General features: G+C 44.8%; 13 protein-coding genes. 9 read left to right on the forward strand and 4 right to left on the reverse strand.

The window, feature by feature from the left end:
- Positions 1-6 precede the first annotated feature (6 nt).
- From R7Q46_RS02545 to R7Q46_RS02585, 9 genes are all read left to right on the forward strand, one after another.
- On the forward strand, positions 7-840 hold the full coding sequence (locus R7Q46_RS02545) for a putative capsular polysaccharide synthesis family protein (RefSeq protein WP_005375258.1): 834 nt from the start codon (positions 7-9) through the stop codon (positions 838-840).
- Entirely contained in the window at positions 837-1,868 is a 1,032-nt protein-coding gene (locus R7Q46_RS02550) for a glycosyltransferase family 4 protein (RefSeq protein ID WP_318077271.1), read from the forward strand. The genes R7Q46_RS02545 and R7Q46_RS02550 overlap by 4 nt, the downstream gene beginning before the upstream one ends.
- An 8-nt stretch (positions 1,869-1,876) precedes the next feature.
- Complete coding sequence (locus R7Q46_RS02555; protein ID WP_318077272.1) at positions 1,877-3,184, forward strand: oligosaccharide flippase family protein; 1,308 nt, start codon at positions 1,877-1,879, stop codon at positions 3,182-3,184.
- Positions 3,185-3,186: 2 nt separating this feature from the next.
- Complete coding sequence (locus R7Q46_RS02560) at positions 3,187-3,582, forward strand: VanZ family protein (RefSeq protein ID WP_031781000.1); 396 nt, start codon at positions 3,187-3,189, stop codon at positions 3,580-3,582.
- 67 nt (positions 3,583-3,649) lie between these two features.
- Positions 3,650-3,970, forward strand: coding sequence for a N(4)-acetylcytidine aminohydrolase (gene yqfB, locus R7Q46_RS02565; protein WP_213871239.1), 321 nt, complete (start codon positions 3,650-3,652; stop codon positions 3,968-3,970).
- A 50-nt stretch (positions 3,971-4,020) separates the two neighbouring features.
- Positions 4,021-4,620, forward strand: coding sequence for a TetR/AcrR family transcriptional regulator (locus R7Q46_RS02570; RefSeq protein ID WP_005385858.1), 600 nt, complete (start codon positions 4,021-4,023; stop codon positions 4,618-4,620).
- A 151-nt stretch (positions 4,621-4,771) separates the two neighbouring features.
- Complete coding sequence (locus R7Q46_RS02575) at positions 4,772-5,806, forward strand: NADP-dependent oxidoreductase (RefSeq protein WP_318077273.1); 1,035 nt, start codon at positions 4,772-4,774, stop codon at positions 5,804-5,806.
- Between the two features lie 14 nt (positions 5,807-5,820).
- Complete coding sequence (locus R7Q46_RS02580; protein WP_005375238.1) at positions 5,821-6,438, forward strand: glutathione S-transferase family protein; 618 nt, start codon at positions 5,821-5,823, stop codon at positions 6,436-6,438.
- Positions 6,439-6,730: 292 nt separating this feature from the next.
- The gene (locus R7Q46_RS02585) at positions 6,731-8,170 is read left to right on the forward strand and encodes a catalase (RefSeq protein WP_017821260.1); all 1,440 of its coding nucleotides are present in this window, start codon (positions 6,731-6,733) and stop codon (positions 8,168-8,170) included.
- A gap of 194 nt (positions 8,171-8,364) precedes the next feature.
- Here the strand turns inward: R7Q46_RS02585 and R7Q46_RS02590 are convergent, their stop codons facing one another.
- The 4 genes from R7Q46_RS02590 to norV all read right to left on the reverse strand — a co-directional run bounded on the left by R7Q46_RS02590 (position 8,365) and on the right by norV (position 12,468).
- Positions 8,365-9,243, reverse strand: coding sequence for an NAD(P)-dependent oxidoreductase (locus R7Q46_RS02590; RefSeq protein WP_005375233.1), 879 nt, complete (start codon positions 9,241-9,243; stop codon positions 8,365-8,367).
- A gap of 184 nt (positions 9,244-9,427) precedes the next feature.
- Positions 9,428-9,766 carry a DUF1971 domain-containing protein gene (locus tag R7Q46_RS02595; RefSeq protein ID WP_005375231.1) on the reverse strand — a complete coding sequence of 113 codons (339 nt, stop codon included), beginning with the start codon at positions 9,764-9,766 and terminating at the stop codon, positions 9,428-9,430.
- Positions 9,767-9,808: 42 nt separating this feature from the next.
- Entirely contained in the window at positions 9,809-10,957 is a 1,149-nt protein-coding gene (gene norW / locus R7Q46_RS02600) for an NADH:flavorubredoxin reductase NorW (RefSeq protein WP_005385866.1), read from the reverse strand.
- Positions 10,958-10,965: 8 nt separating this feature from the next.
- Complete coding sequence (norV, locus tag R7Q46_RS02605; RefSeq protein ID WP_213871240.1) at positions 10,966-12,468, reverse strand: anaerobic nitric oxide reductase flavorubredoxin; 1,503 nt, start codon at positions 12,466-12,468, stop codon at positions 10,966-10,968.
- Positions 12,469-12,510: the final 42 nt, after the last annotated feature.

Genomic DNA, 12,510 nt, shown 5'->3' on the forward strand with positions numbered 1-12,510 from the left:
GGATAGATGAAGTATTCAATCTCTCGACAATTTGAAAAGAACCGAGAACTCCAAGCTGATAATTTTGTTTTAGTTTACCAAATGGGCAAAGTTGGCTCCTCATCAATTGAGCACACGCTAGGGGAGAAAAATATCCCGAGCTATCACATCCACACCTTTGATGATCACGAAGAATTTCACATGTATCACAATAAAAAAGACGTGAGTAAATTCTTCGACTTCCGAAACCGCGCACTCTATCGCTTAGTGCTCAAGCAGCGAAAACGTATCTTACAAAAACGAGAACAGATTAAAATCGTTACGCTGGTCCGCGATCCAATCGCAACTGTCTTTTCTCGCTTCTTTCAAGATCTCCATTTGCAATTTATCGAAGGCAAAAAGAACGATGCAATTCACCGAGATATGGAAGTCACGTATCAGCACCTCGAGCATTGTTTTGATAACTATATCAATCTCAACTATTTTGCGGACTGGTTCGACAACGAGTTAAAGCGTAATTTCAATATCGATGTGATGCGCCAAGAGCTGGACAACACTCAACCTTTCTTCACATTCCAGAACGATCAGGCCAACGTCATGCTAATCAAATGCGAACAGCTCAGTTCTCTTGATAAAGAAATCGGTGAGTTTCTTGAGTTGCAAGACTTCGTGCTGAAAAACAGCAACGAAGCGAAAAACAAGTGGTACTCCAATATCCACCAACACTTTAAGAATCACTACGACTTCTCAAAACTGTTCTATATGTACGATCTTCCCTTGTATCGCCACGTTTATTCAGAGCAAGAGCGTGATGCTTTTAAACACAAATGGATGCAAACACCAGGGACAAAATCATCATGAAGAAAGTGCTCCATGTTACAGAAGCATTTGGAGGTGGCGTTCAAACCGCCCTCTATAGTTATGTTCACTCATCCAGAGACGAGCCTTATCAGCATTTCTTGCTAGCCAGAGCCCGAGAAAACGACTTGACCAATGAGAACAACCACCACATTTTCGTACAGACAAAGTGGGTAGAAGGCGGCTTGCTTCAATTTATTCGCGATGCAAACCACATGATTGCATCACTTGGCCCCGACGTCGTGCATTTGCACTCGAGTAAAGCAGGATTTCTCGGCCGATTTCTAAAGCTTGGCAAGGCACGCTTGGTTTACACACCGCACTGTTATGCCTTCGAACGTGAAGATATCTCAGAGCTTGCACGCCAGATCTATAAAGCACTAGAGAAAGTAAAACTGAGCAAAATTGATGTGGTTGCAGGCTGTAGCCAACGAGAGTGTGACCTAGCCATTAGCATTGGTGCGAAACGTGCCGAACTGCTCAATAACTACGTGTCTTATCAAAGTGAAGATCGTATAGAGCGAAACAAGCAAGAAGCGCTGAAGCTCGTTGTACTTGGTCGTGTCGCGCTCCAAAAAGATCCTCAGTTTCTTATCAGCACATTGCAGTTCCTTAATCGGTATGCGCTTAACCGCCCGATAGAGATCACATGGATAGGTGGCGGTGACCACGTACTCGAACAGAAATTACGCACTGAAAATGTGGATGTAACGGGCATGCTGCCTCGCAATGAGGTAGTTGAAAAGCTCAAGGGTTCAGACCTTTATCTACATACTGCAGCATGGGAAGGGATGCCGTTAACCATTCTAGAAGCATCCAAGTTACATCTTCCTATGGTTATTCGGACCATCGGCGCAACCAAAGATCTCAACTACCCGTTTTTAGCGCTCACACCTGAAGAAATGGCCAAGCAGATCGCGCATTGTGTCAATCATTATGAAGAGATCGATTTTCGCCAATATACAGCAGAATTAAACGATGCCTTCAGTGAAGAAAAACAGCGCCTCGCACTCAATAATATTTACGGTTAAATGCCCCTATGTTTCACACTGTTCAACAAAAATTACTGTTGATGCCCAGCGGTAAAAAAAGCTTGTTATCTACTGGATTAAAAACCGCAATCACGCGTGTGTTGAGTGCGCTATTTGCTTTTTTACTGACTCTGATTGTATCGAAGACCAGTGACGCTTCGACGGCCGGTCAATTTTTCTTTTTATTCAACCTAGTCTCGCTACTCGCTATCGTTTCTCAGCTAGGTTTTGATGTCTCGTTAGTTCGTTACAATGCGATCGCTTTTAATAACAAAGAGAAGCTTGAACAAAGCCAAAACTATAAAACCGCACTTTATCGAAGTATGGCATTTTGCTTGCTCGCCATAGGCGTTTTGTTGGCAGGGTTTAATCTGTTTCCAGAGCAGCTAAACCAGACTCAATCACCAATGTATGCGATTATTTTATGCTTGCTTTGCATACCTTTCTTGGTGCTTGCGCAAACCAACAGTCGGGTGCTTCAAGCATGTAGAAAAGTCGTATCATCTCTGTTTGCGTTGCAGCTTGGGGTAAGCATGTTGATGGTCATTTTTGTCTTTGCCCTAGACTATATCGGTCAGCAAAATATCAACAATCTAATGACCGCACTGCTTTTAGCGAGCATAGGTGTCGCGGTCATATCTAGTGCCAATTGGCTTGGCTCAGATCAATATCAAACATCGGCTTTCGTACTAAACAAAAAAATGGTCTCTTCTGCCAAGCAAGTCTGGGTTGGCAGTATCTTCACGAATGTTCTTCAGTGGGGAAGCCTTGTTATTGCGGGCTTTTTTATCTCAACAACGGAACTCGGTTTGTTAGCCGCAGCCCAACGTACATCACTACTGATTGGCTTTGTGCTGATTACCATTAACTTTGTGGTCGCCCCGATGTTTGCCTCTCTCTACAAAGAGCGTCAAATGCTCAAACTGCAGAACCTGAGCCGCTTGGCGTGCCGAGCCAATGTTGGTTTAGCGATTGTACCCGTAATTATTTGCACCCTCTTCCCCGAGTTTGTAATGCAGTTTTTTGGTGAGGAGTTTCTCGCCGCGGCGCCACTATTAGTCGTCCTTTCTCTGGGGCAGTTAGTCAATGTTGCGACTGGTTCAGTAGGGTTTTTATTATTAATGAGCGGTCATGAGAGAACCATGAAATACATTACAATTTCCTCCGGTACGGTGTCTATCTGCCTACTTGTTACGCTTTGCCAAATGTTTGGGGTGATTGGTGCAGCGTGGGCAATGGCAATTGGCATGGCTATCCAGAATTTAGCTGCACTGTACTTTGTAAAACGTTACTTAGGCTTCTTTCCAATAGGTTAATTATGGCTTTAATACTGGCACGCACGAGTTTTGTTTTAGTCCTGATGCTAACCGCTTCACTCTCTTTGTGGAAAAGCTCTGACCTACACCATACTGCTTACCTGCAAATGGAAACCTACTTAGGCGGATCGAGTACGCTTCACTTTACTTTCAGTTTATTGATCGGCTTTTTATCGGTTTTCACGTTCCCTTCTCTGGTGAGCTCGAATAAAACCGACATTTTTGGGATTCGTCTTTTGCTACTGCTGTTGGCTATCGTTTCAATGGAAGAAATAAGCCAACTTTTTATTCCAAATCGATCATTTAGTTTTGATGATCTCAGCACCAACTGGATAGGTGTTATCTCAGGTTACTTTAGTGCCAAGTTAATTCGCTTCATCCGCGCTCGATCGTTCTAGTAATACAGGAATCTCTGAGGGATTTGGGTATATAATTACGCCAAACAACCAGACTAACGAGTACATCATGCCATCTCATCCAACCAAGATTACTTTTTTTGAATTCTTAACTCCGTTGATCACGTCAGGCAAAAAGACGATAACGATTCGAGATGAATCAGAAAGCCATTACGTTCCCAATACAGAAGTCGAAGTTTTTACCTTAGAAACGGATCGTAAAGTCTGCGATATCAAGATACGTTCTGTAGAACCACTTCACTTTGAAGATATTAATGAGTTTCATGCAGAACAAGAAGCCATCGAACTACCAAAACTCAAGCAGTTAATTCGAGAAATCTACCCAAATCCCGACACGCTATTTGTTATTGAGTATGAGCTGATTAAATAACCCACAACAAAGGCTAGACGACTGGTCTAATTCATTCTATAGTACACTTCATGAACGCAAAGACGAATGACACACGCCAACATATTCTCGACGTCGGATACGAGTTGATCGTAAACCGAGGGTTCACGAGTGTTGGTCTTTCAGAGCTATTAAAAAAGGCCGCAGTGCCAAAAGGCTCGTTTTATCATTACTTCAAATCCAAAGAACAATTTGGTGAAGCGATGATTCAAGACTACTTTACTAAGTATTTTGAGCGTTTAAACGCACGCTTTACCAATACTGAACTGAGTGGCTACCAACGCCTAATGAGCTATTTCGAAGAAATGGTCAAAGTAGAAGACGACGTGTGTAATGCGAACAAATGTTTATTGGTTAAGTTAAGTGCAGAAGTCTCCGATCTCTCTGAGTCAATGCGCTTGGCATTACGCCAAGGAGCAGACAAAACCATTCAAGCGATAGCGGATTGCATTGACATCGGCATTCAAGATGGCTCAATCCCCAATGGTGACAGTGCGTTATTAGCAAGGCAGATATACTACCTTTGGAATGGCGCTAGCTTGCTGAACAAACTTTATCAAGATCAGGCAGCATTGACGCAAAGTCTGACCTATACTCAACACTTACTGCAGAATACGCGCACTTGCCCATAATGGGCGGCGTGGAAGCAGAATGAACACCCTACACACGTTTCACTGTCAGAAAAAGCGTCAGTGTTAACACAGTAAACCTTCCCGCTTTACATAAGCGGGATATTTTGAAATAAATACTAGACGACCGGTCTAATCAACAAGTGAGATAGATATGACTAACGCAACAAATCGCAGAATAGTACTCGCGTCACGTCCCCATGGTGCACCGACACAAGAAAACTTTCGTTTAGAAGAGGTAACGAAACCGACTCCGAAAGAGGGTGAAATGCTATTGAGAACGGTTTATTTATCTCTAGATCCATACATGCGTGGTCGCATGAGTGATGCCGAATCATACGCTGACCCTGTTGCAATTGATGACGTAATGGTCGGTGGTACAGTTTGTCAGGTAGAAGCATCAAACCACCCAGATTACGAAGCAGGTGAATGGGTTCTTGCCTACACTGTTGGCTGGCAAGACTACGCTATCTCAACTGGTGAGATGGTCATTAAACTTGGTAAAGAACCGCAAAATCCTTCTTACGCGCTAGGCGTTGCAGGTATGCCAGGATTTACCGCGTACATGGGTTTACTCGACATTGGTCAGCCAAAACCAGGGGAAACCATCGTGGTAGCAGCTGCTACGGGGCCTGTAGGCGCAACAGTTGGTCAAATTGGTAAAATCAAAGGTTGCCGAGTTGTTGGTATAGCAGGCGGAGAAGAAAAATGCCGTTGCGCTAAAGAGGTACTTGGTTTCGATGAGTGTATTGATCACAAAGCTGAAGACTTTGCAGAACAACTGAAAAATGCCTGTGACAAAGGTATTGATGTTTACTTCGAAAACGTAGGTGGCAAAGTATTCGAGGCTGTAATGCCACTTCTGAATACAAATGCGCGTATCCCACTTTGTGGTTTGATTTCTCAGTACAACGCGACAGAGCTGCCTGAAGGTACCGACCACCTTCCATTACTAATGGGTAAGCTCCTGACCAAACGAATCAAGGTGCAAGGCTTCATCATTTTTGATGATTACGGACATCGTTACGGTGAGTTTGCGCAAGATATTAATCAATGGTTGGCAGAAGGAAAGATCCAATACCGCGAACATCTAGTACAAGGACTGGATAATGCGCCAGAAGCATTCATCGGTCTGTTGGAAGGTAAGAATTTCGGCAAGCTTGTAGTACAGATTAACGACCCATTATAAAAAGGGATATGTAAATGATTAAACTTCACCACCTCAATCAGTCTCGTTCAAAGCGCATCATTTGGTTACTGGAAGAGCTAGATGTAAATTACGAGATTGTACCCTATGTCCGTGATTCCGTGACCTTCATGGCACCGCCAGAACTAAAAAGTGTTCACCCATTAGGAAAGTCACCTGTTCTTGAAGATAACGGCGAGATTATCATTGAGTCGGGTGCAATGACCGAATATTTGATTGAGAAATACAGTGACGGAGCCTTTGCTCCTGAGCGTGGTACAAAAGCACACACAGAATATTTGCAATGGATGCACTTTGCAGAAAGCTCTGCAATTTTACCTATGCTGCTAAAAATCTTCGTAAGCAAAGAGCCAAATGAAACTCAGTTTTTATCAGGCTATGCCGACAAGGAAGCAATGAATGTACTAGGCTACTTCGAGCAATCCTTAGAAGGCAAAACTTACCTAGTAGAAGAGCGTCTGACTGGCGCTGACATCATGATGTCTTTCATTGTCGAATTGGTTCAAAAGTTTGGTTTAGTTAATCACTTCCCTAATATTGAACGTTATGGGAAACAGCTCGCGACACACCCAGCATTTGCAAAAGCTGAACAACTTGAAGTGAAGTACTCTTAATTACTTCCCCCCTTTCGCCCCTTTGATGACACGTAAAACTTCATTTAAGGGGCGATATTACTAGCATCGCAGACACGCTAACTGGATAGCGCTCCCCCCCCAGTCAATCGCTTTCGAGAACGCCGATTGTTATGTCAATCAAGCTAATGTAGTAAATTTCTGATTCTAATATAGTTTCGACCATAGTCACCATCTATTGAATTGATAAGCAATATCAGTTTTCTCCCCCAGCTTTTCCGTAATAACCTCCTCTACAGTTTCTAAGGTATTGAACCCTGGAGGGGGAAGAAAAATGACAAACAAGAAATTGACTACAGCAGCAGGTTGCCCTGTCGCACATAACCAAAACGTTATGACTGCAGGTCCTCGTGGCCCTCAACTATTACAAGACGTTTGGTTCCTTGAAAAATTGGCACACTTTGACCGCGAAGTGATCCCTGAGCGTCGTATGCACGCAAAAGGTTCTGGTGCTTACGGTACGTTCACAGTAACGCACGACATCACAAAATACACTCGCGCTAAGATCTTCTCTGACATCGGCAAAAAAACAGAACTATTCGCTCGCTTCACTACTGTAGCTGGTGAGCGCGGTGCAGCAGACGCAGAACGTGACATCCGTGGTTTCGCACTAAAATTCTATACTGAAGAAGGTAACTGGGACTTGGTTGGTAACAACACACCAGTATTCTTCCTACGTGACCCACTAAAATTCCCAGACCTAAACCACGCTGTAAAACGCGACCCTCGCACTAACATGCGTAGCTCTACCAACAACTGGGATTTCTGGACATCACTACCAGAAGCATTCCACCAAGTGACTATCGTAATGAGTGACCGTGGTATCCCAGCCTCTTACCGTCATATGCATGGTTTTGGTAGCCACACATTCAGCTTTATCAACGCAGAAAACGAGCGTTACTGGGTGAAATTCCACTTCAAAACTCAACAAGGCATCAAGAACCTGACTGACCAAGAAGCAGAAGCGATCGTAGGTAAAGACCGCGAAAGCCATCACCGTGACCTTTACGAAGCGATTGAGCGTCAAGACTTCCCTAAATGGAAGATGTACGTACAGATCATGCCTGAGCTAGAAGCGGATGAAGTCAACTTCAACCCATTCGACCTAACACGAGTATGGTCTCAAAAAGACTACCCGCTGATCCCAGTTGGTGAGTTCGAACTGAACCGTAACCCAGAAAACTTCTACGCAGAAGTTGAGCAATCAGCGTTCAACCCAGCTGCGGTAGTACCTGGTATCGGCTTCTCTCCAGATAAGATGCTACAAGGTCGTTTGTTCGCTTACGGCGATGCTCAGCGTTACCGTCTAGGTGTCAACCATCATCAAATCCCTGTGAACGCACCTCGTTGCCCAGTTCACAGCTACCACCGCGATGGCGCAATGCGCGTTGATGGCAACTTTGGTTCAACACTAGGTTACGAGCCAAACTACAAACAAGAATGGGCAGAGCAACCAGATTACTCCGAGCCACCTCTACGCATCAATGGCAACGCTGATCACTACGATCATCGTGTAGACGAAGACTACTTCAGCCAAGCGGGTGACCTATTCCGTCTGATGAGCGAAGAGCAACGTCAAACTCTGTTCGATAACACAGCTCGCGCAATGGACGGTGTGCCAGAGTTCATCCAACAGCGCCACGTTCAACACGCATACCAAGCGGACGAAGCGTACGGCAAAGGTCTTGAAATTGCACTAGGCTTAAACAAGTAAGCGAACGCTGCAATCATTACACTGTGTGATTTAAAGACGAAAAAAGGAGGTACTCTACAGTACCTCCTGATTTCAAATCACTAATCCTTAATCACAAGTCATAAACCATGCTCAAGGAGGTTCATTATGATTAACTTAGATTTCTTTAAGCTCTTTGATACCAAAGAACTGTTTATCTATTACTGATTCATCAACTACTGATTTTTAGCGACCGCTTTGATCAGTACTGATGTATCCATGCGACCTAAACCATCACGTTGAAGGTCTGCGTATTGCTCATCCACTTTCTTAGTCAGTGGAAGTTCTAGACCCACTCGCTCAGCTTCTTGCAGACAGAAACCTAAGTCTTTGCGCATCCAATCAATAGCGAAGCCAAAATCGAACTTGTCTTCAGCCATCGTATTTGCGCGGTTTTCCATCTGCCAAGAACCTGCAGCGCCATGCTTAAGCGTTTCTACAACTTGAGCGATGTCCAAGCCTGATTTTTGTGCCAGCAGCAAAGCTTCACTCAGGCCTTGTAAAACGCCTCCAATACAGATTTGGTTTACCATCTTACAGCGTTGACCCTGACCGTTTTCACCCAGTAGCGTCATCTGCTTCGCGTACACATCCATCGCCGGAGACACACGGTCAAAAATGCTTTGTTCACCACCACACATGATGGTTAGAACACCATTTTCTGCGCCCGCTTGACCACCAGAAACTGGCGCATCAATGAAGTGATTACCATACTTAGCACACGCTTCAGCCAGCTCAACCGCTAGGTCTGCAGAAGTCGTCGTGTGATCCACTAACACTGCATCCGCTTTCAAACCAACCAGAATGCCTTCTTCACCGTAAACAACGCTACGAACGTCATCATCATTACCCACACAGGTAAAAACAATGTCACAGCCTTCTGCGGCTTCACGTGGTGTTTCACAAGCCACACCTTGGTATTCTTCAGCCCACTTATCGGCTTTCGCTTTTGTGCGGTTGTATACTTTGGTTTCAAAGCCCGCTTTACTTAGGTAACCAGCCATTGGGTACCCCATCACACCCAGACCAATAAATGCTACTCGTTGTTTTTCCATTGCACGCTTCCCTTAGTTCACCTGACTGAAATGTTTCGTAACATGCTACTAAAGAATTGAAATCATTACTCGTGATTTCTCTTTCCACGGTCTCGATGATCCAGTATTTCAGTTCGTTTATTGCGCCTTCTACACCCCTTTACTTGACGATTAGCATAACAGTCAAAGCACTTAAAAAGGTTTACTACTGCTTAGCATGGAACATCGCTTGCCCACTCTTGTCTTTATTCGACCAGAAATTGATGTTGAACTGAGCATCATCGCTCATCTCAATACGGTGCCAGTACTGCGGCGGGCTGGTAGCAAACTGGCCTGCATTAATCACCACCACTACTTCTGCTTCTGTGGCATTTTCATCAGCAAAGCCGTAGTAAGTCACTTGCCCTTCCATGACACACAGCTGCCCAAACACACCCTCAGCGGTATTGTGATGAGTCAGTAGCGCTGGTGGCACATTGTCTTTAGTGAAGAAAGGCGTTGAACGTTGAACAGTCCAGTCTTTAGGAATTCGTAGATGCGACATAATAATACCCTCTCTAATTACAATTCTTTTCGTTTAAATCGGTTAAGCCTGACCGGCTTGAGACAACTCTCGAAGCAATGGAAATGCTTGCGTAACTTGTTCTCCCGTCACGACGAAGCCCATGAGTCGGCTATTTTCATCTTCTGCTTTCGCGGCAATGCCAGTTTGAGAAATCTGCACGCTCCAGTTCGTCACCGAACTAAAATCGCCTGCCAATTGAATTGGGTAGCTCGGCGTTTTGACCTTTACCATCATGGGCGGTAGTTTCAACTCTGCTTCTTGCCCCAGTAGTTGTTTGCCCAAAGCATTGGCACTTAGAACGATCGGTTGGAGGTACGGCATCATTCGACCTTGGATCTCAGCACAATCGCCTAATGCGAACACATTGGCTGCTGATGTCTGTAATCGAGCATCCACCTCGATGCCTTTATTGACACTCAACCCACAAGCCTTCGCTAACCAAGTGTTAGCACGTAAACCCGCAGCTGAAATCACTACATCAGCTTCGATTTCCTTACCTTTGCTCAAGCTTGCCACCAGCGAATCATCCGAGTGATTGATCGCAACAACTCCAGTCTCTAAGGCAAGTTGAATACCTTGCTGCTTAAGTTGATTCTCCAGCGGCAATGCAACAAATTCAGGAATCAAGTTAGCGAGCAAACGGGGATTTGGCTCAACCACCGTAACGGCTTTACCACTGGTTGCGAGATCCATGGCAATCTCGACGCCGATCAACCCACCACCAATCACTAAAACACGTTTCGCACGGCTAATTTTCTCTTCTGCCAATTGGTATTCTTGGAGTGAGTTTAACGTGATCACCTCAGATGCCGCATTGCCTGACATCGGTGGCACAAAGGCTCTCGCACCTGTCGCAAATACCAATTTGGAATAAGGATAGGTTTGGCCGTTGGCGACCACTTGCTGAGCTTGCACGTCGACATGCTCAACCTTGGTATGGGCGAACAGTTCGATGTTGTGTTCCTGTGCAAACGCCTCACCACTTTTAACTACCAAGTCTCGGGCAGTTTCCTTGTTACTGAATACATGACTCAAATCGGGCTTGTTGTATTCCGCGCCATCATCAGCAGTAAACACTTGCAGCGGAATATGTGCGTCCATTCGACGCACTGTTTTCACCAATTGGTAAGCCGCAAAGCCGCTACCAATAATCACAATAGGTGCTTGCATATTCCCTCCTAACCGTTGTATTCAACGAAAACGTCTTTACCTAAATGGCATTCTGGGCACAAGAAGTAATCTGGCACTTCCGACCAAGCTGTACCCGGTTCAACACCTTGGTTAGGCTCGCCTTTAGCTGGGTCGTATACCCAATTACAAACCGTACAAACCATGCATTGACAATCTGCGGGATGCGCCTCAGTACTAGGGTTGCTAGGAGCAGCATCTACTACCGCTTGTGTTGTCACTGGCGCAACGGGTTGTGATTGAACTTGTGGTACAGATGCAGTAATCGCAGGAGAAATAACAGGACTTGTCAGGTCATGCTTTGCCCACAATTTTGCGATGTTCTGACCATGTTCGCGACATTCACGCATCGCTTTACCATCTGGTCGCCATTTGGTTTTCAAGCTCACTGCGGTTTCAAAACCTGCGTCAGTCAATCGAGCATGGATACGATCCACCGCTCCACCATTCCACCCGTAGCTACCGAATGCTGCGGCCTTCTTCGCTTTAAAGCGCAAACCAGTAATTTCTTCTAGCATGCCTGCGATCTTCGGCATCATGACGTTATTCATGGTAGACGAACCAACCAAGATGCCTTTTGAGCGGAATACGTTGGCGAGAATTTCATTCTTATCATGCTTAGAGACATTAAAGACTTTGACCGCCACGCTAGGGTCGACATCGTGAATGCCTTGCGCGATTGCATCGGCCATCATTCGGGTGTTATTTGACATAGAATCGTAGAAAATCGTAATGCGATCTTCTTGATAATTATCTGCCCACGCCAAGTATTGCTCGATGATTTGAACCGGATTATCGCGCCATACAATACCGTGTGACGTTGCGATCATGTCGACAGGCAAATTGAAACTCAGCACTTCTTTGATTTTTGCGGTTACCAAGCTGCTGAATGGCGTTAGGATGTTTGAGTAGTAACGCAAACACTGTTCCATCAACTCATTTTGATCCACTTCATCATTGAATAAGCGTTCATCGCAGTAGTGCTGACCAAATGCGTCATTGCTGAATAATACTGCATCGCCAGTTAGGTAAGTCATCATGCTGTCTGGCCAATGCAGCATCGGCGCTTCCACGAACACCAATTGCTTACCGTTACCAATATCAATGCTATCGCCCGTTTTTACGGTTTTGAAGTTCCACTCAGGATGGTGATGATGACCCACAATCGAATCAATCGCCGCTTCTGTACAGTAAATTGGCGTGTTCGGAATCTTCTCCATCAATGCCGACAATGCGCCTGAGTGATCTTCTTCAGCATGGTTTACTACGATAAAGTCGATAGACTTAAGGTCGATTTCCATTTCTAAATTTTGGATGAATTGTTGACTGAATCGATGATCGACCGTATCAATCAATACGATTTTCTCTTCACGAATTAGATAACTGTTGTAGCTGGTACCTTTTGTCATTTTGTATTCTGTACCGTGGAAGTCTTGAACTTCCCAATCGCGTTGACCTACCCAGTGGATGTTGTTTTTTACGTGAATTGTCATAATTACTACCTTGAATGACGGGATAAACAAAAATAATTTCTT

The organism is Vibrio sp. 811, assembly GCF_033339195.1.